This is a genomic window from Floricoccus penangensis, assembly GCF_001832885.1.
GTDB classification, from domain to species: Bacteria; Bacillota; Bacilli; order Lactobacillales; family Streptococcaceae; genus Floricoccus; species Floricoccus penangensis.
In genome coordinates, this window is record NZ_MKIQ01000028.1 from 161,058 (window position 1) to 181,765 (window position 20,708).

20 protein-coding genes and 1 pseudogene are annotated in these 20,708 nt (G+C 34.5%); 1 reads left to right on the forward strand and 20 read right to left on the reverse strand.

What is annotated here, in order from left to right:
• The 18 genes and pseudogenes from BG262_RS07375 to BG262_RS07460 all read right to left on the reverse strand — a co-directional run bounded on the left by BG262_RS07375 (window position 1) and on the right by BG262_RS07460 (window position 18,604).
• Window positions 1-255 (reverse strand): YggT family protein, encoded by a 255-nt coding sequence (locus BG262_RS07375; RefSeq protein WP_233278839.1) that lies wholly within the window; start codon window positions 253-255, stop codon window positions 1-3.
• 9 nt (window positions 256-264) lie between these two features.
• Window positions 265-975, reverse strand: coding sequence for a cell division protein SepF (locus BG262_RS10935; protein WP_233278840.1), 711 nt, complete (start codon window positions 973-975; stop codon window positions 265-267).
• Window positions 976-977: 2 nt separating this feature from the next.
• A complete protein-coding gene (locus tag BG262_RS07385; RefSeq protein WP_070788250.1) occupies window positions 978-1,658 on the reverse strand; it encodes a YggS family pyridoxal phosphate-dependent enzyme in 681 nt (226 codons plus the stop codon).
• 313 nt (window positions 1,659-1,971) lie between these two features.
• A pseudogene (gene ftsZ / locus BG262_RS07390) lies at window positions 1,972-2,923 on the reverse strand (cell division protein FtsZ); the annotation flags it as partial.
• Window positions 2,924-2,937: 14 nt separating this feature from the next.
• Window positions 2,938-4,302, reverse strand: a complete 1,365-nt coding sequence (gene ftsA / locus BG262_RS07395; RefSeq protein ID WP_070788252.1) for a cell division protein FtsA — start codon at window positions 4,300-4,302, stop codon at window positions 2,938-2,940.
• 183 nt (window positions 4,303-4,485) lie between these two features.
• Entirely contained in the window at window positions 4,486-5,001 is a 516-nt protein-coding gene (locus BG262_RS07400; RefSeq protein ID WP_070788253.1) for an NYN domain-containing protein, read from the reverse strand.
• A complete protein-coding gene (gene rlmB, locus BG262_RS07405) occupies window positions 5,002-5,874 on the reverse strand; it encodes a 23S rRNA (guanosine(2251)-2'-O)-methyltransferase RlmB (protein WP_083312940.1) in 873 nt (290 codons plus the stop codon).
• Window positions 5,875-5,937: 63 nt separating this feature from the next.
• Window positions 5,938-6,360, reverse strand: coding sequence for a Mini-ribonuclease 3 (locus BG262_RS07410; RefSeq protein ID WP_070788254.1), 423 nt, complete (start codon window positions 6,358-6,360; stop codon window positions 5,938-5,940).
• Entirely contained in the window at window positions 6,353-7,726 is a 1,374-nt protein-coding gene (cysS, locus tag BG262_RS07415) for a cysteine--tRNA ligase (RefSeq protein WP_070788255.1), read from the reverse strand. Before cysS ends, BG262_RS07410 begins: the two co-directional genes overlap by 8 nt.
• Before the next feature lies 1 nt (window position 7,727).
• A complete protein-coding gene (locus BG262_RS07420) occupies window positions 7,728-8,492 on the reverse strand; it encodes a nucleoside phosphorylase (RefSeq protein ID WP_070788256.1) in 765 nt (254 codons plus the stop codon).
• 124 nt (window positions 8,493-8,616) lie between these two features.
• Window positions 8,617-10,794 (reverse strand): polyribonucleotide nucleotidyltransferase, encoded by a 2,178-nt coding sequence (pnp, locus tag BG262_RS07425; protein WP_070788257.1) that lies wholly within the window; start codon window positions 10,792-10,794, stop codon window positions 8,617-8,619.
• 303 nt (window positions 10,795-11,097) lie between these two features.
• Window positions 11,098-12,099: a cell division protein FtsQ/DivIB gene (locus tag BG262_RS07430; RefSeq protein ID WP_070788258.1), complete on the reverse strand. Its 1,002-nt coding sequence runs from the start codon at window positions 12,097-12,099 to the stop codon at window positions 11,098-11,100.
• A 5-nt stretch (window positions 12,100-12,104) separates the two neighbouring features.
• Entirely contained in the window at window positions 12,105-13,196 is a 1,092-nt protein-coding gene (murG, locus tag BG262_RS07435) for an undecaprenyldiphospho-muramoylpentapeptide beta-N-acetylglucosaminyltransferase (protein WP_070788259.1), read from the reverse strand.
• Window positions 13,193-14,551, reverse strand: coding sequence for a UDP-N-acetylmuramoyl-L-alanine--D-glutamate ligase (gene murD / locus BG262_RS07440; RefSeq protein WP_070788260.1), 1,359 nt, complete (start codon window positions 14,549-14,551; stop codon window positions 13,193-13,195). Before murD ends, murG begins: the two co-directional genes overlap by 4 nt.
• A 143-nt stretch (window positions 14,552-14,694) precedes the next feature.
• Window positions 14,695-15,078 (reverse strand): P-II family nitrogen regulator, encoded by a 384-nt coding sequence (locus tag BG262_RS07445; protein ID WP_070788261.1) that lies wholly within the window; start codon window positions 15,076-15,078, stop codon window positions 14,695-14,697.
• A gap of 18 nt (window positions 15,079-15,096) precedes the next feature.
• On the reverse strand, window positions 15,097-16,335 hold the full coding sequence (locus BG262_RS07450) for an ammonium transporter (RefSeq protein WP_070788262.1): 1,239 nt from the start codon (window positions 16,333-16,335) through the stop codon (window positions 15,097-15,099).
• Between the two features lie 158 nt (window positions 16,336-16,493).
• Window positions 16,494-17,381: an aldose 1-epimerase family protein gene (locus BG262_RS07455; protein ID WP_070788263.1), complete on the reverse strand. Its 888-nt coding sequence runs from the start codon at window positions 17,379-17,381 to the stop codon at window positions 16,494-16,496.
• Window positions 17,378-18,604: an aminopeptidase gene (locus tag BG262_RS07460; protein WP_371827964.1), complete on the reverse strand. Its 1,227-nt coding sequence runs from the start codon at window positions 18,602-18,604 to the stop codon at window positions 17,378-17,380. The genes BG262_RS07455 and BG262_RS07460 overlap by 4 nt, the downstream gene beginning before the upstream one ends.
• A 119-nt stretch (window positions 18,605-18,723) precedes the next feature.
• On the opposite strand from BG262_RS07460, the gene BG262_RS07465 reads away from it, so the two are divergent.
• Window positions 18,724-19,305 carry a TetR/AcrR family transcriptional regulator gene (locus tag BG262_RS07465; RefSeq protein ID WP_070788265.1) on the forward strand — a complete coding sequence of 194 codons (582 nt, stop codon included), beginning with the start codon at window positions 18,724-18,726 and terminating at the stop codon, window positions 19,303-19,305.
• A 59-nt stretch (window positions 19,306-19,364) separates the two neighbouring features.
• On the opposite strand, the gene BG262_RS07470 is transcribed toward BG262_RS07465, so the two are convergent.
• On the reverse strand, window positions 19,365-20,105 hold the full coding sequence (locus tag BG262_RS07470) for a peptidoglycan amidohydrolase family protein (protein ID WP_070788266.1): 741 nt from the start codon (window positions 20,103-20,105) through the stop codon (window positions 19,365-19,367).
• Between the two features lie 11 nt (window positions 20,106-20,116).
• Window positions 20,117-20,581 (reverse strand): phage holin family protein, encoded by a 465-nt coding sequence (locus BG262_RS07475; protein ID WP_070788267.1) that lies wholly within the window; start codon window positions 20,579-20,581, stop codon window positions 20,117-20,119.
• Between the last annotated feature and the right edge of the window lie 127 nt (window positions 20,582-20,708).

A 20,708-nucleotide genomic window follows, 5' to 3' on the forward strand; every position in this document is an offset into this window, starting at 1 on the left:
TTAGAAAAGCAAATTATAAATAATATATATGAATCTTTCAATTAATTGTAGTGCTGCAATCCCCACTACAACAGTAAAATCAAATCCACCAAATTGTAATGGCAAGCCTTTAAAAAGATTTAAATAGGGAACAGAAATTTTTGAAATAATTTCTCCCACTTTGGAGTCTCTCAATGGAGGTATCCAGCTTAACATGGCATAGATAACAAGTACCCAGCTATATAAATCTATTAATTTGAAAATTAAATTTAACAATTTTATCTCCTATAAGTCAAAATCATCATAATTTTGACGAGCTAATAAACTCATCTCAGCACTTGCTTCTACTGAAACACTTGATGGTGTTAATAAGAAAATTTGTCCACCAACATTTTGAATATCTCCGTCTAAAGTGTAAACAACACCCGTAAAGAAATCAATGCTACGACGAGCTTGGTACTCGTCCATTGTTTTAAAGTTAACTAAGACGCTTTCGTCATTTTTCACGATTGTCGCAATTTCCATTACATCGCCGTATACTCTTGGCTCTTTAATTACAATTGTTGAAAATTTATCATCATTAGTCATTCTTTTATCTTGGCTCTTTCTTGTATTATTCTCTGTTTGTGTTTGTCTATTATAAGTTTCTGAATTTTGTCTAGTGGGTGCTGACTGTTGTTGTACCCTTTGACTCTGTCTATTTGAATCAGACTGTTGATTATGTCTAGTCTGTTGACTTCTATTACTAGTAGTTTGTTTGTTTTCTTGTTTGTTAGCAGGTCTTGACTGAGGAGTACTAGACTCTTGACGCTGTCTAACTGGTGGTTCTTGACTTTGTGAAGACCTATTTGCTGAAGTTTTAGTTCTAGCTGTTTGTTGATTATTATTAGCTACATATACACTTGAACCTTGTTCAGAAAATTCTTCTTGGTCATCCTCGTCATCTCCAAGAAAGAAATCTCGCATTCTACCGAACACATCTTTTACATTATCCATAATTAATCTCGTTCCTTAAAAAATTCACTCCCGATTCTGACAAAAGTTGCTCCGTTTTCAATCGCAAGTTGATAATCTCTACTCATTCCCATACTTAATTCAGTACAAGGAATATTAGGTAAATTTAATTTAGAAATAGCTTCTTGTAATTCTTTAGTTTGTGAAAAAATTACAGCAAGCTCTTCCTCTTGAGCATCAAACGGTGCCATTGTCATCAGACCGACAATTTTTATGTTTTTCAATTCGTTTAGGTCTTTTACTATATCAAATGCTTCTTCTTTTGTAAAACCATGCTTACTTTCTTCGCCTGAAACATTAACTTGTAAAAAACAATTAATTTCATGTTCTGCACGTTTACTTATTTCTTGAGCTAATTTCATTGAATCTAAAGCATGAAAGTAATCAACATAATTTATTACATCTTTGACTTTGCGTCTTTGAAGTGTCCCGATTAAATGCCATGTTATATCTAAATCATCCAAAGCATGGTACTTATCAAGAAATAAATCAACTCTATTTTCAGCCAAGTTATTAATTCCTGATATTACAAGTTGTCGTGCAGCGATTTCATCTACGTATTTGGTTACACCAATTACTGTTACTGAATTCTCTGCACGACAGGAATGTTTTTCTGATTTACTTACATTATCGAGAACATTTTGTACATTCTCAGATATTGTCATGTTAATTATTTGTTATTACGGAAGAATGGAGGTGTATCCAAGTTTTCACCATCATTTTGAGATGTTTGACTTGGAGCGTTATATTTACTAACTGAAGCTTGTTCTTCACGATTTGTACTTTGTGTTGGACGTGGAGCGCTTGTCTCACGTCTCAAATCCCATTCACCAAAAGCAGATTGTTGGTTTTGGTTATTTGAAGTTGTTTCTTTACGACGAATATCATTATTTGTTGAATATTCACCAGAAGATGCTCCTAAGATGCGACGACGTGGTTGTTCTTGTTTTTGATTAACAACACGATTAACTTCTTCTTTATCAACACCAGTTGCAACAACAGTTACACGAATTTCACCTTGTAAGCTATCATCAATTGCAGTTCCAAGTAAGATATTTACATCATTCCCAGCTGCTTGAATAACGATTTCTGATGCATCTTGTGCCTCAGTAAGACTCATATCAAGTCCACCCGTAACGTTTAAAAGAACGTTTTCAGCTCCGTCAATAGTAGTTTCTAGCAATGGTGAATAGATAGCTTGACGAGTTGCTTCAATAACACGATCGTCTCCTTCTGCAACACCAATACCCATTAAAGCATCACCTTTGTTTGCCATTACAGTTTTAACATCAGCGAAGTCTAAGTTGATCATACCAGGACTTGTAATCAAGTCTGTAATTCCTTGTACACCTTGACGTAAAACGTTATCAGCTTCACGTAAAGCTTCTGTTAAAGGAGTTTTCTTATCAACGATTTCAAGTAAATTATTATTTGAAATAATTAATAAAGTATCAACATTCTCTTTAAGTTCAGCAATTCCTTCAGCAGCATGGTAACCACGTTTTGAACCTTCAAATCCAAATGGACGTGTAACAACACCAACAGTTAAGGCACCTAAATTTTTAGCAATATTAGCAATTACTGGTGCAGCACCTGTACCAGTTCCGCCACCCATACCAGCTGTGATAAATACCATATCACTTCCGTGAAGGATTTCTTCAAGAACTTCTTCGCTTTCTTCAGCAGCTTTTCTTCCAACTTCTGGTTGAGCACCTGCTCCAAGTCCACGAGTTAATTTTGGACCAATTTGAATTACTGTATCTGCTTTTGATGAACGTAACGCTTGAACATCAGTATTAGCAGCGATAAATTCAACTCCACCAACTTGTTCTTCAACCATACGGTTAATTGCGTTTCCGCCACCACCACCAACACCAATTACTTTTATAACTGCACCTTGATTTAAATCACCATCAAATGAAAATTCCATGTTTATTCCTCCTATTAGTCGAACATGTTTCCAAACATGTCTCTTACTCGGTGGAATACCCCACCTTCTTTTCTATTATCTTGATTAACCTGTTCAGGAGCTAAAGCTGCTACGTTGCTAGATACAACTACATCTTCTTCGCGAGAAACAGGGATAAAGTTTGTATATTCTGTACTTTGAGAATTTTGGCTATGAATACTTTCTGCAGGTGATTCTAATTTAACCACTGCATTTTGAACTAAAGTTTCAATATCACTTCGGCTTCCAACATAGTTAACTATGCTTAATACATTAGCAAAAATTGGATTTCTTAACCCCATTTCAGCTGGAACGAACAAACGAACGTTTACGCCTAGGACTTGACTAGCTAATTCTACGATTCCTGGCATCGCTGCTCCACCGCCGATAAGAACAATACCACCTGGGTAATCAATAGTTCTACTTTGCTCTAGTTCATGCTTAACATGCGTGAAAATTTGTGTTAAGCGAGCTTCTAAAATTTGAGCTAAATAATACTCATCAATAGCTTCGGGCTCATTTTTACCAACAACGTCAACTAAGAAACGCTCATCTTTACTGGCTCTCTCAGTACTAGCTTCACCGTAGTTAATTTTCAAATCTTCAGCAATCTCAATTGATGTATTTAATACTGTTGATACATCTTTAGTGGCATAATCTCCACCCTCAGAGCTAACATCAATTTGTTGTAGTTCTTGATCTTTCATTGCAATTGTTGAAGTGTGTCCTGCACCCATGTCAACTATTACTGTACCAAATTCACGTTCACCTTCGTTTAACACATATTTTGACAGTGATAATGGAGTAATCACTATATTTTCAACAACCAAGCCTGCACGTTCTACTGCCTTACGTAAGTTATGAATAATTGTCTTTGGTCCTGTGTATAGTAGGCCTTTCATTTCAAGACGAACTCCAAACATTCCACGTGGATCTGTAATTCCTTCAAAGCCATCAACAGTAAATTCTTTAGGAACTACTGCGATAATTTCTCTTTCAGGAAGAACACTACGAAGTAATGCATTATCTACGACTTGATCGACATCATTGTCTGTAATTTCTTTTGATTCATTTGATATTGGAATCATCCCTTGACAAGGATCAACTTCCAACATGTTTGCAGGTAACCCCACATTAACATTTGTAATTTTAATTCCAGAACGTTCTTCTGCTGCTTCTACAGCTTTACGAAGTGAAGTTGCTACTTTATCGATATCAACGATAATTCCGTTCTTCAACCCTTCACTTTTGGCATTTCCTACACCAATTATATTCATATCCCCACGGATGTATTCAGCAACTAACACCTTAATTGTGTTTGTTCCGATATCTACACCCGTAAAAAGTCCACTTTTGGCCATGAAAGTGACTCCTTTCCTATTCTTAAAGTACATTATTATTAAAGTAGATAATATTCCTAATTCTAGATATTAACACTCATTCAATATTTTAACATAAAAACCGAGTAAAGCAATAACTTACCCCTGTTTTTATCATATTTCTTTTGGTTTTTTTAACAAAAATTTTAAATCAATTTTTTATATTTAATCCAATTTATTCATAAGATTTTTCAGTTGATTTATCTGTTCTTCACTCCATTGTGTTGCTCTAGGTTTCACATCCATTAGTGAATTTGTGAAGTTTTTTACATCTTTTTTACCTAAATCAACCATTTTTTCAAGTTCTCGGGCGGAAATTCGAGCAGCACCTTGACTAAAAACAACCCATTGCTCTGCCAAGTCACTAGTAGCTACAAAAACTTGAGTTAATATATCATTACACTCACCCGCTAAGCGTTCGATATAATCATCAGCCGTCTCATCTTCTTCTGTAAAAACGACTAGTACATTATACTTTTTATACGATGTTCTAACTCCGGGTACATATTGTGCATCAAAGACACACACAACCTCTATCCCTTCAAAATTTGCATACTCAGAAAGTTTTTCAAGTAAATAATCACGCGCCTCTTCTAACCTGTTTTGTTGAAATAGTGTATGAGTTTCCTTCCATGATCCAATCATATTATATCCATCCACTATCAGCAGCTGTCTCTTCATTTAGAAGCCTCGCTTTCTGGCCACCTCATACATTAAAATTGCACCAGCTACACTTGCATTAAGACTCTGAACATGTCCAGTCATAGGAATAGTAATCATTTCATCAACTTGTTTTTTTATATTTGTAGAAACGCCTTTGCCTTCATTACCGATAATCAAAGCAATTTTCCCCTGAGTGTTCCAATCTGTATATTTAGTACCGTTCATATCAGTTCCAAAAATCCAGAATCCATCTTCTTTAAGCTTATCAAGTGTCTGACTGAGATTAGTTACACGACTAACCGGCACATATTGAACCGCTCCTGTACTCGCCTTCACAGCTGTTGGCGTAATTCCAACTGCTCTATGTTTAGGAATGACTACACCAGTGACTCCAGTGGCATCTGCTGTTCTTAAAATCGAACCTAAGTTATGCGGATCCGTTAAGCCATCAAGAATAATTATAAAAGGATTATCTTGTTCATCTGAATTTGCCAATTTCAAAAGATCATCAAAATCTATATATGCATATGCGCTAACTTTTAGCACAAAACCTTGGTGAACGCCATTATCACTCATCTTATCAAGTTCTTGTTTTTTCTCAAAAGATATTGAGACTTTTTTATCAGCTGCAAGTACCTTTATATCCGCCAAGTTCTTGCCTCTAAGATCTTCTTGGATATATAACTTATTACCAGTATCTGCCTTCAAAGCTTCAATAACTGCATGTACACCATAGACAATATCATTATCTATTTGTTCCGCATCAAATTCTTGTTTCTCTCTGAAATTTGAATTTCCTTTATTTTTATCAAATACCTTTTTACCTGTATTTTTTTTTCTAAAATCATTTTTATTTTTGTTATTAAAACGCTTATTGTCTTGTTTTCTCATGTTTTCCCTATTTCTATAAATAATAAAGTCTTACACTAATTATAGCATAAGACTTTATATCAATTAATTACGTTCATCTAACAGTTTCGCTTGTTCTTCTTCAATTTTCGCAATACACCATCTGACAACTTCATCTAATCTTTGATTTTGTTCAGTAAGATGAAGATATCCCATGACTGCTTCAAATCCTGTTGAAATACGATATGTTAAAATATCAGCATTTTTTGCTTTAGTTTTACTGTTTGCATTTCTTCCTCGTTTGAAATAAGACCATTCTTCATCAGTCAAAAGGTTTGCCTCTTCCATCTGACTAACCAGCCAAGCTTGAGCTTTTGCTGAAACAAACTTCGTTGCTGATTTATGCAGTCTATCCGGTTTTGTCAAACCATTAAAAATCAAATGATCCCGTACATATACTTCATAAATTGAGTCCCCTGCATAGGCAAGAGCAATCCCATTTAATAATTTAACATCAACTTTAGCCACGTTTCCACCTTACCCCATCTGGAGTATCTTCTAAAATAATTCCTTGTTCTGCCAATTCATTACGAATTGCATCAGCAAGGGCAAAGTCACGATTTTTTCTAGCAGTTTGTCTTTCCTCAATTTTTGCTTCAATATATTCATCATCAGTTTTTTTTGAAGAATTTCCTTCAAAATCTAAGCCAATAATTCCATTTATTTCGTCAAAAAGTTTTTTAGAAGCAAGGCTCGAACCACCAGAATTAATAAATTTTATAAAGTCATAAAAAACTGTTAATCCATTGGCGATATTAAAATCATCATCCATTTCTTGGATAAATCTGCCACGAAACTCATCAACTTGAATTTCATTGTCAGCATCTTTTCCGTTTGATAAATCAAAGATTAAATTTTCGTACGCATTCTTTATCTTTTGCAAGTTATTTTCTGCATCACGAACATTATCATCTGAAAACGGCAATGGTTTACGGTAATGTGTAGTAGCTAAAAAGAATCTCAAAACTTGAGGATTTGCTACTTCAAGCATTTCATGAACAGTTTTAAAGTTTCCAAGAGATTTACTCATTTTTTCACCGTCAGCTGCAGTTACAAACCCATTATGCATCCAATAATTGGCAAAAGTTTTTCCAGTTTTACTTTCCGATTGTGCAATTTCATTTGTGTGATGCGGAAACTCTAAGTCTTGTCCTCCACCATGAATATCAATTGTATCACCTAATATTTCAGTAGCCATTACTGAACACTCAATGTGCCAACCAGGACGCCCTGGTCCCCACGGACTATCCCATGATGGTTCATCATTCTTGACTGATTTCCATAGGGCAAAATCAAGCGGGTCTTCTTTGAACGATTCATTATCTAGTCGTCCACTTGCACCTTCTTCAAGTTCAGAGATATTCTTGTTGGCTAATTTCCCATAATCTGGAAATTTACGAACTCTAAAATATACATCTCCATTGACTTCATATGCAAATTCTTTTTCAATCAAAGTCTCCACAAACAAAATTATCGAATCCATAAAGTCAACAACACGTGGATGTTGACTTGCTTTTTTAACACCTAAGGAAGTTACATCATCGAAAAAGGCTTCAATAAATCCATCTGAAAAATCTTTAATATCAAGACCTGCAGCTTTTGCGCCTCTAATTATTTTATCATCCACATCTGTAAAGTTTGAAATATAGTTCACCTCAAAGCCACGGTATTCCAAATATTTTCGTATCATATCGAAAGCTACTACACTTCTAGCATTTCCGATATGGATGTAGTTATAAACTGTTGGTCCGCAGACATACATCTTAACTTTTCCAGCTTCTAATGGTATGAAATCTTCTTTTTTTCGACTTAAAGTATTATAAATTTTAATCATATTAAATCTCTTTCGCTATTTTCAAGGCAATATCCCAAAATACCAAGACATCTTCTTGTCGCTCATCTGTTCTCTCTTCCCATATTTCATCTTCGTGATTGACAAAATCAGCTGTATAGAAGAACTGGTAGGCAGGTAAATTTCTAAATTGTGACCAAGCTGTTATTGCTGAGCATTCCATATCAACAACTTGAACGCCACTTTCAAGTCTTCTTTTGACCTTGGCAGGCGTTTCACGGAAGAAAGCATCTGTAGTCCAAGCCTTGGTAAGAACATAACCAATATTATTTTTCTTAAAAATATCTATCAGCTTTTCTGTAATTTCTGTTTTAATATCAATTTCATCACTAGTAGGGGCATAATGATAACTAGTCCCTTCATCTCGTACAGCAGAAGTCGGAAGAACAATTTTATCTGCCTCTAGATCTCTATCAAGCACACCACATGAACCCATATAGATAAATTTTTCAAATCCAAGTGCATGCAGCTCTTCAGACATACCTACTGTCGACGGAGCCCCCAAAGTAGCCAAACAAAAGGCAACTTTTATGTCCGATTTTTCATAAATGTAGACTGGTAATAATCCATTAATATTAGATATATTGCCGATGTGTCTACTTTCAGGTTGAGCAATAAGTGTATCAACAATCACTCCAGAAAATGGCATTATCATTACATCACATACTTCCTTAAAATCAGGATAGTGTGAACGTAAATCTTCAGGGTTGATAACAGCTTTTGTATTTTCAAATTCCTCTAAAATCATAAATAACACCTTTCTAGATAAATATCTTTTTCTAATATTAATAAATGGAATCAATTTAGTTATAAGCATATACAGAAAAAGGAAATAAAAGCTTTCCCTTTTTTGCATATTATGAGTATTAATTTTAATCTTGTTTTTCTTCAGCTTTTTCAGCAGCTTTTACAACATCTGATTTTTCTTCTGTTTTTGGCTTAGCTGGTCTTTCAGGTCTTGGCAGTAGTCTTTTACGACTTACATCAATACGTCCACGGTCATCAATTTTGATAACCTTAACTTTTACAACATCACCAATATTTACTACGTCTTCAACTTTATCTGTTTTAGCCCAATCTAATTCAGAAATATGAAGTAGAGCTCCTACATTTCCAAATAGATTTACGAAAGCACCGAATTTTTCAACTCTTTGTACCTTAGCTTCGTAGACGTCACCAACCTTAGCAACACGAACAAGTTCTTCAATGATTTCTTTAGCACGTGCAATTGCTGCTGCATCGCTAGAGAAGATTGCAACAAGTCCATCTTCATCAATATCAATTTTAACGCCAGTTTCTGCGATAATCTTATCAATCGTTTCTCCACCTTTACCGATAACAATCTTAATCTTATCAACATCAATCTTGATTGTTTCAATCTTAGGAGCAGTTGGTGCAAGTTCAGGACGAGGAGCTGGGATTGTAGCTTCAATTACATCAAGAATTTCAAATCTTGCTCTCTTAGCTTGTGCTAGAGCCTCGGTTAAAATTTGAGGAGTAATACCATCAATCTTAATATCCATTTGAAGGGCAGTAATTCCTTCACGAGTTCCGGCAACCTTAAAGTCCATATCGCCAAAGTGGTCTTCTAAACCTTGAATATCGGTTAAAACAGTATAGTTCTCACCATCAGAGATAAGTCCCATTGCAATACCTGCTACAGGTGCTTTGATAGGCACACCACCAGCCATTAAAGCAAGAGTTCCGGCACAAATAGAGGCTTGCGAACTTGACCCATTTGATTCCAATACTTCAGCAACTAAGCGAATAGCATAAGGGAATTCTTCCAGACTTGGCATAACTTGTTCAAGAGCACGTTCACCTAGTGCACCATGTCCAATTTCGCGACGTCCAGGAGCACCATAACGACCAGTAGAACCTACTGAATATTGTGGGAAGTTATAGTGGTGCATGAAGCGTTTTTTGTATTCATCATCAAGTCCATCAATAGTTTGAGCTTCTCCCATTGGAGCAAGCGTTAATACTGATAAAGCTTGAGTTTGTCCACGTGTAAATAGACCTGAACCATGTACTTGTGGTAAGAAATCAATTTCGGCATCCAGTGGACGAATTTCATCAATTTTACGACCATCAGGGCGAACTTTGTCCTCTGTGATAAGACGACGAACTTCTGTATGTTCCATGATTTCAAGAATTTCATTTACTTCGCGCATTAAACGAACTTTATTTTCATCTTCTGCAAATTTTTCTTCATATTCTTCAATCGCACGGGCACGAACTTCGTTTGTTGCATCTTCACGAGCTAATTTTTCTTCAACTTGAACTGCTTTTTGCAAATCGTCATTGTATTTAGCAACGATTTCTGCTTGTAAATCTGCATCAACTTGTAGAAGTTCTACGTCTGCTTTTTCAACTCCCACTTCAGCAACGATTTTATCTTGGAATTCAATCAACTCAACAACTGCTTCATGACCTTTTAAAAGGGCTTCTAGCATAATTTCTTCAGAAAGTTCTTTGGCTCCAGATTCTACCATGTTGATAGCATCTCGGTTACCTGCTACTGATAGATTTAAAAGGCTATTTTCCTTTTGTTCAGCAGTTGGGTTAATTATAATTTCGCCATCGACGTACCCTACTTCAACACCAGCGATTGGACCGTTGAATGGGATATCAGAAATTGATAGAGCCAAACTTGAACCAAACATGGCTGTCATTGCCGCTGTTGCATTTTCATCATATGAAAGCACAGTGTTGATAACTTGCACTTCGTTACGGAATCCATCTGCGAACATTGGACGAATTGGACGGTCAATCAAACGAGCATTTAAAGTTGCTTCTGTTGAAGGGCGTGCTTCACGTTTGTTAAATCCTCCAGGGAATTTACCTGAGGCATACATTTTTTCGTCATAATTTACTTGAAGAGGGAAGAAATCTCCATCTTTCATTTGTTTGCTCATTGTTGCTGCTGTAAGAACTGTAGTTTCACCGTAACGAACTACTGCTGCTCCATTAGCCTGTTTAGCAACTTGACCAACCTCAACAACTAGAGGACGACCATAAAATTCCATTTCAAAAGTTTTTTTCGACATTTTCTCACCTTTACTTTAGTGGTGTTTTAACACCCTTGATTTGCAAATATAGCTACTTGGTCTAATTACTAGCCACTTTTTCTAGAAAATTAAATATTAACTATATTCTTTTGATAACGTCTTTCTAGACAAAGATCAACTAGATTTTCACAAAATATAGCTCAACTTTGCTTAGAATTTGACGTATCGCCTCATTTTACCAAAAAAACTGTAAGCTTTCTAGCTTACAGTTTAATAATATTGTAAGAAAATTCATTTTTTCGTTTATCTAGGTTATATTAATCAAGATTAATATTATTAACCCTATTGATTGGAATTTTTCTTTTTATCTTCTGCTTTCTCTTGCGAATCATCTTTTTCAGAATCTGCTTTCGTTCGTGGACTCGAAAAAATCCCAGCCTCCATATCAATAGTACTTGGTTGATCCAAACTTTTCTTGACACTTGTATAATAAGGAAGTTTCATATCAATTTCAGATAAAGGAACCAAAACTTGATTTCCATCTCTCATTTCCATTGTTAAGAAATCAGATGTTGATTTAGTTGGTGTTTTTGTAACAGTTGAAATTTGGCTTCTAATCTCCACAGGAAGTTTTGAATATGAATCAATAAATGACTTAACTTCATTTTTGTCTAATATTTTATCTAATACTGGCAATTTTTTATCAATCTTATCTTCACCAATCTTCTCAGATTCAATATAAGTACCAGTGGAAATAACAGGATAAAAATCATTGTTATTTTTCACATATGCAACAACTGGATACTCCTTAACATTTACAACAACCGTACTCGGTAGTTTTATTTGCAAGTTAGCATTTTCAATTCGAGGGAAGGCTTTTAAAACCCCTTTTGATATCTTTGAACGATGATGATAGATATTATAAATTCTATCATTCTCTCGAATACCTGTTGCATTGGCGATTGACTCTATAGATTCATGTGTGTCACCATTCACAACAAATTTTTGAACTCTACTATATGGACTAACAATATAAAGATTGAGTAGTAAGACAACCAAAAAGCCTAGTATCACCCACCACATTTTTTTCAATATAGGAAAAATTTTTCTTTTATTTGGTTTTTGGACTTCTTGTTCGTCAATACTCTCAAAATCTATTCGCTCTTCTTCAGAAACTTCTGAGTCATCGACTTTATTTTTGGGGGATTTAGATTTTTTATCCTTTACATCCTCTGATGATTGAACTTCTTCAGTTTGTTTGTTTTTTTCTTTTTGATATTCCAAGTGCTTTTGTTGCCAAGGACTTAGTTCTTTATTTTCGTTATTTTCTTTTTTATCTGACATATAATTTATTCTAAACACCTATTGATCACTTTTAACAAGCGAACACTTGAATCTAAAACTCCTTCTCTCATTGAAGCATCTGACATATTGCGATACATCATTCCATCATCTAAAATTCTTTCAATTTGTTTTACAATCTTATCACCTGTTAGCTCAGCATCAGTTATTATAATTGCAGCACCTAATTTCTTAAGGGCTTCTGCATTCTTGGTCTGGTGATCTGCTGTAACATATGGGCTTGGAATAAGAATTGAAGGAATACCTAGTGATGTTACCTCTGCAAGAGTAGTAGCTCCAGCGCGACTTACTAATATATCTGCATTCGACATTACTTCAGACATATTTTCTACATAAGGCCTAATAGCAATATTAGGCTCGATATTATATTTTTCAAACACTTCTTTAAATTCATCATAGTATATTTCACCAGATGCATATATAACCTGATAATTTTTACCAACAAATTTAGGAAGTGCTTCTACAATCGCCTGATTAATTTTTAATGCTCCACGAGAGCCACCAAAAATCAAGACTGTCTTCTTATCTAATGACATTCCAAATTCACTTATTGCTTCTTCTGCATCAATATCTGCAATTTCTTGTGATCTTGGATTACCAGTAAAATATGTTTTCTCTTCAGGAAAATAATTAGCTGCTTCTTGAAAACCAACTGCAATTTTTGTTGCAAATCTGCTTAAAAATTTATTGGTCATTCCAGGAATGCTATTTTGTTCGTGTATTACTGTTGGGATATTGAGACGACTAGCACCATAAATAACTGGTGCAGCAACATAACCTCCTGTACCTAAAACGATATCAGGTTTGAAATCCTTTATAATTTTTTTTGCTTGATTTGTTGATTTAACAAATTTAAAAATAGTCTTTACATTTTGAAGGCTTATACTTCTTTTCAAACCTTGAACATCAATTGTTTCAAATGACAATCCAGCTTGAGGGACTATTTTACTCTCCAAACCTTTCTCTGTACCAATATATAAAACCTCAGTACTCGGTGTAACTTTTTTTAAGTAACTAATAAAGGCAAGGGCAGGATAAACATGCCCTCCTGTTCCTCCACCTGTCACAATAATTCTCATATTTCTTCTTTCAACTTATCAAATTCTTGAACAAAAACATCTCCACGAATTTCAAAATTCGGATATTGATCCCAACTTGCATTTGCTGGACTCAAAAGAACTACTTCGCCTGGCTCGGCTTTTTCAAATGCAAGTCTTGCAGCAGTCCCTACATTTTCACTCTCTAAAACAGTTATATTTAATTCTTCCGCAAGTTCTCTTAGCTTCGGAGCAGTCTCACCAAAAACAATCATTCCTTTTAGATTTTCAATATCAGATGCAAGCTCCTCGAAACCATTACCTCTATCAAGACCTCCTGCTAGCAGCCAAAGTTTATTGTTTTCAAAACCACTTAACGCCTTTTGCGTAGCTAAGATATTTGTCGCTTTACTGTCATTATAAAATTTTACACCCTCAATATTTCCTAAGTATTGAAGACGATGTTTAACACCTGAAAAAGTAGTCAAGATATTAATAATTGACTGGTTAGATACACCTTTTAATTTCGCCACTGCAACTGCTGCTAAAGCATTCTCAACATTATGCTCCCCAGGAAGAGATAAATTATCCACATCCAATATGTACTCATCACGGAAATATATTTCACCATTGAGCACGTATGCTCCATCAACTTTTTCAAGAGTTGAAAAAGGAATAACCTGAGCCTTAGTTTCTTCACTAAGCTTTCTTAACTTTTCCTGATTAAAATTAATCACCAAGAAATCAGAGTCTTCCATATTTTCCTGTATACGCCATTTAGCTGCCTCATAGTTTTTTTGGTTACCATGATAGTCTAAGTGGGCAGAGAAAATGTTAGTAATCACTGCAATTTCAGGTCGAAACTTTTCAATTCCCATAAGTTGGAAACTTGATAACTCCATAACTAGGGTATCATTTTCGGTAGCTTTTTCAGCAACTTCACTTGCAGGAAATCCAATATTACCTGCTAATTTCGCCGAAAGCCCGCCCTCATTTAAAATATCAGCAATCAATGTTGTTGTTGTTGTCTTACCATTCGTACCTGTAATACCAATTATATCAGCCTCGCTAATTAAATAAGCTAATTCTACTTCAGTAATTACAGGTATGCCTTTTTCCAACGCTTTAACAACCATAGGGTTTTCGTATGGGATACCAGGATTTTTAACCATAAGCGAAAAATCTTCATCAAGCAACTCTACTGGATGACCTCCACTGATAACACGAATACCGTTTTCCAAAAGATTCTGCGCTTCTTTATTCTCACCAAGTTCTTTTCCATCATTGACAGTTACTATCGCTCCCAGATCGTTGAGAACACGAGCCGCACTTGCTCCACTCTTAGCAAGTCCTAAGACTAAAACTTTTTTATTTTCAAATGTTGATATTTTCTTCACGTCAAAATCCCGTCACTTTCTCTCATTATATATGAGTTTACTTGTTTTAAATATTTTTTTCAAGTTTTTGAAGAAATAAAATGATTTAAAAATACGATATTTTTATATCAATATAAAAAAGACGGTCAACGACCATCTTTCAATTATTTGTTTTTTTCAATTTGAATTCCTGTTAGATCCAAACCGTTAATATTGTCTTTTTCCTCAGCAGCTGTACGAATCTTAATTACTTTTTCAATCGGATAAATAAATATTTTTCCATCCCCTGCCTCACCAGTAGTTACAGCTTGTCGAATCTCTTCAACAATAGCATCAACGTTGGCATCTTGGCATACTACTTCTATCTTTACCTTAGCAAGCAGCATTGGCTGAACTGCCTTACCACGTACATACTCTTTAAATCCTTTTTGTTCTCCAAAACCTAACACTTGAGATACTGTCATTCCTGTAATTAATGTTTCATCAGCAAATTTCATTTTCAAATCTTCAAGTTTCTCAGTTCTGATCACAGCTTCAATTTTTTTCATAATATCTTCGTCTCCTAATTAACTATCTAATCCCATAAACGTTGGATATGCTGTTTCATCTAGTTCGCTATCATCCAAGCCAATTGCCTCAGCCTTATCTTCGACACGTAATTTGGTAAACAAACTGATAGCTTTTGCTATAGCGAAGGTCACTATTGCAGAAAAGATGATTGTAAAAACGATAGCTTCTACCTGAGCAATTAATAACTTAGGATCTCCAAACACTAAACCAACATAATCTTTGTCAGGTGCTAAAGTTTTGCTTGTAAACAATCCAGTTGCTATCCCTCCAAAAATCCCTCCGATTCCATGGCATCCAAATGCATCTAAGGAATCATCATATCCTAACTTTTCTTTTATATTCGATACTGCAAAATAACATACAGGACTTACTAACAATCCAATTACTAACGAAGCCCATAAAGGTACAAATCCTGCTCCAGGTGTAATACCTACAAGACCAACCACTAAGCCTGTTGATGCTCCTACGACTGTTGGCTTTCCAATATGAATCATTTCAATCAGCATCCAACTAAACATTGCTGCTGCTGCTGCAATATGAGTAGTCATAAATGCATGCACTGCAAGTCCATCTGCAGCGAGAGCACTTCCTGCATTAAAACCAAACCAGCCAAACCAAAGTAATCCAGCACCAAGCAAAACAAAAGGTACATTATGAGGACGATAAACTAACTGATTATATTCTCTACGTCTACCTAAAACCAATGCCAAGACAAGCCCTGAAACACCACTAGAGATGTGAACTACATTCCCACCAGCAAAGTCAATGGAATGTATTTTATCAAGGAAACCTCCACCCCAAACCATATGTGCTAACGGATAATATACTAAAACTAGCCACAAAGGAATAAAAAACATTAGCGGAAGAATCCTGATTCTACCTGTAACCGAACCCGTAAGAATCGCTACAGTGATAATTGAAAACATCATTTGAAAGCCTGCAAACAAACCATCCGGAATCTCAAGTCCATGAAGAGTATTATTTGCCATGTCCACTCCTTCAAAAAAAACATGTTTGAAATTTCCTATAAATGAACCATCTCCACTGAAAGATAATGTATAACCGACTGCAAGCCATAAAAGTGAAGCTAATGCAATAGGAATTATAGCCATCATCATCGTGTTTAAAACATTTTTTCTTCTCTCTAACCCTCCATAAAAGAAGGCTAATGCCGGTGTCATTAAAAACACCAAAGCCGCGCATACAATAATAAATGCAATACTTGCTCCACTCATAAACAAACTCTCCATTCTTCTTCAAAAATATGTTATATTTTCTATGTTAGAAAATATAACATAAGTATTTGTGAATGTAAAGTATAAATTTTCAAAAAATTCAATTATTTTGTATAGACCAAATCAAAAAGCACTGCCATAGCAATGCTTTTAAGGAATTAATTTATTTCAATTGTGTATCCGCATTCAAATTTTTCATCAGGAAGTAGCTCATTAATTCCAAATTTTGTAGCAATATTACCATCAGTTTGATCATCATCGGCTATTCCACACCATGGCTCGATACAAACAAATGGCGCTTCTGCTGGATAAGGACTCCAAATTCCCAAAAATGGCATATTTTCGTAAGAGATTTTTACAGTTCTATCATCTTTATTGTTAGAAATTATCACATCAGTTTTTCCTGGTGTTTCAAAAACTAGAGCATCCTCTGAAAAAAGCTCTCTTGTTAAAGGAAATTCACTTTCATCCGTCACAACAGCACGATCTAAAAACAAAGTTCCCTCTGCAGTATTTAGCGGAATTGTTTTTCGTCCTTTATCTGGAAGGATAGAAATTTTATAATCCTCAAAATTTCCTTCTTCATTTGGTGCATTAAAAGCTGGGTGGGCACCGATTCCAAAAAACATTACTTTTTCATCAAGATTTTTTACAATATATCTCACTTCAATTGTATTTTCTTTTAGTTTGTATTGAACTTTTAAAGAAAATTTAAAAGGATAATTATTGAGGGTTTCTTCATTTTCTCTAAGCTCATATTCTAGTTCATGTTCTAACTCACTCAACAATCCTTGTTTAACCTTAAACTCATTGTCTCGTGCAAACCCATGTCCCGACATATTATATTTTTGATCATCATAAATGTAAGAGCCCTTTTTCAACTTTCCAACAATAGGGAATAGAATAGGGGCACGTCGTGACCAAAATTCTTTATCACCTTGCCATAAATATTCTGTCCCATCTGCTGTTTTTATACTTTGTAACTCTGCACCTAAGCTATCGACAATAACGGTCAATTTTTGATTTTTTAAAGTTTTTTGACTCATGCCCATTCTCCATTTCTAAAGATTGGAACTATAGTACCGTCTTCTTTAACTCCATCAACATCCATCTTATCGCTTCCTATCATGAAGTCAACATGAACGTCACTTCTATTAAGTCCTGCTTCATCAAGCTGTTCTTGACTCATTTCAGTCCCACCTTCAACACTAAAAGCATATGCTTGACCGATAGCTATATGATTAGAGGCATTTTCATCAAATAATGTTTCAAAGAAAATAATACCACTTGCAGAAATAGGGCTAGAATTAGGAACTAGAGCAATCTCACCAAAATAATGACTTCCTTCGTCTGTAGCAACTAATTTCTCTAATGTTTCTTGTCCTTTGTCTGCATAAACATCTACAATTCGCCCATCTTCAAGTGTCAATTTAATTCCATCAATTATTGTACCAGCATAACTTAAAGGTTTTGTACTTGATACAACACCGTCCACTCTTTTTTTATCTGGTGCTGAAAAAACTTCTTCAGTTGGCATGTTAGCAATAAATCTTTCATTACGTGAATTATATGAACTTGGTCCTTCAAAAACATAATTTTTAGGTAAACCAACAACTAGGTCAGTACCTGGTGCAGTGTAATGGAATTTGTCAAATTTTTGCTCACTTAACCATTTAGCCTTCGAAGTTAATAGCTTATCATGCTCATTCCATGCTTCAACTGGATTCTCTAAATTAGTGCGTGTAGCTTTAAATATTTCATTCCAAAGTTTATCAGTTGCCTCGTCTTCTGGTAATTCAGGAAATACTTCTTTAGCCCATTCGGGACTCGCTGCTGCAACGACCAACCAAGAAAACTTATTAGCTTGTAAACATGCACCTAACTTACGACTTGCTTTACCATTTGTTGCTTGAGCAAGAGCAATTCTTTCAGGATCGACACCTTCGTATGCTGCAGGATTATCTGACACTACGCTGATACGACTGGCTCCGTCTTCAATCCATTCATCAAATATTTTCGTTGTTGATTCCTTTATCTCATCTAAATTTTTTGCCGAAATCAATCTTTCTCGATTAACAGCCTCATCAGACCATCTCACAATCACATCTCGTGCACCTTGCTTGTATGCCTCTTTTACGATTAGGCGAGCTAATGGTGCTTGATCAACTGCAATATTTAACACTACAGTATGATTATTTTGAACGTTTACTCCAATTTTAACAATTAATTCTGCATATTTTTTTAAATTTTCTTCAAATGTTGCCATGATTTCCTCCAATTTTATGAGATAATTATATCATAATGTACACAGATAAACATTAAGCATACTGCAAAATAATAAAACATAAGTTATAATGTTAATAACAATTCAGGGGGAATAATATTAATATGGCAAGAACTCAAGAAACTAGTAAACAAGATATTCTAGAAGCCGCTTCTAAGTTTATAGTATTATACGGACCAGCAAAATTTAAAGCACGACAACTAGCCGAATATATGGGGATTTCGACTCAACCACTTTACCAACAATTCAAAAATATGCAAAACCTTCGAGATGAACTTTTAGAATATTTTTACGAAAAACTGAAAAATGATTATGATAACAATATTTCGGAATATACACCAATTGTTAATCTTATGATTGGATTTTCAAAATTTCCTAATGGCCATCCTATAGCTACTGAAGACCTGCTAAAAGATTTATTTAGTACAAAAAAAGATACAGCAAAGAAAACTGCAAATTTTTCTTATGAATTATTTTTCAAATTTTTATCTGAAAGCTCAGAGTCAGACGATTTGAACGAAAAAGAAATTAAAACACTTGCATATTGCCTATGGATTTCAGCAACAGGTATATCAAATTTCATGAGAAGTGGAACTGCTGCATTAACAGATGATGAATTAGGTACTTACTTTAACGGTGTCGTTAAAAATATGCAAGAAATAAATTTAGATAAGCTAAAATTATAATTTAAAAACAATTTAAACAAACCTCGTTGAACCAATTGATTCAACGAGGTCTTTTTTTGTTATTCAAAACATCCCCAAATACTTATTCTCTTTCCATTTAACGATTCACCGGTAGGTAAATATGCAAACTTACCATTTTCTCGAGATTGTCTAATCCAAACATAACCATTGTAATCTATTTTATATTGATCATACTTAATCTTATCATCTTTATTAAGCAGAATCTTTTTACCACTTAGAGGATAATTAAAGCTTAAAAAGATTGCAGTATTCAATTTAAAAAATCCTTTTTCAGCTATCCACTCTCCTTCTATTGTGGATTGATTTATACCATTATTTGAAGATAAATTTCTATATATATAGAAATATGGATAACCAGCATTAGCCCAATATCCGTCAAATCCGTATTCTTGAATTGCTGTGTTGACAACTCCACCAGTGGAGTAATCACAAGAAATTTCTATTGCATTTGGATCATCATTTATAAAAATACCTGTATGCCCTTCACTACCTCCAGAAATACCTTTCATACCAAAAATATAAATATCTCCGACTTTAGCATCCCACTCTTGATTCTCGCTAATAAGATTATATCCATTTGCTAGCAAATAATCATGTAAGCTATCTGTATTGTACAACCAAGAAGGTTTCGAACCACCGGCTTCATAAACAGCCTGAACCATAGATCCTGAGCAGTCTGCTGTTCCATCATCCCCATTTCTACTTCCATACATAGAATATGTGAGTTTCCCAATATTATTAATGAACCACGAAATTACTTTTTCATTGTCTACCACCATAAATATTCTCCTTACTTATTTTTTTCATTTTCATTTAATTGCGTTTCATTGACCTTATCTACAAATTTTGCATTATCCATACGTCTTTGTTTCGACTGTAATTCCTGATCAGCTGATAAAGATTTACTCAAAAAATCTCCAATATCAAATTCATAAATAATACTCAGATTGGCTACTATGCTCGATAATTCTTTTCTTCCATAAGCTGTTATTGTTACTGGTAACGCAATTTTTATTAATCTTATATATTCTTCCATTGATGGTAAATTAAATAAATCTGCAAAATCAGCAACTAATACTACAACTGTAAATAAGATAAAAGCGATAAATTTTTTCATCAACCCTTCATTTCCTTTTTCAGAAGAGTAAAGATTATGTTTGTTTGCTACAAAACTACCTAATATATAATCTACAGTTAGGATAACAGCAAAAATCGTTAGTAATACTAACATTGTTTTATTGAATACTAAATCCATTTCTTCTCCTTTTCAAATAAAAATCCCAGTAAATTTATTTACCAGAATTTTTTAAAATTTATTTTATTTAATATAATAATAGAATAACAGGCCTGTCATTTATCAAAATTACTACACTATCATAATA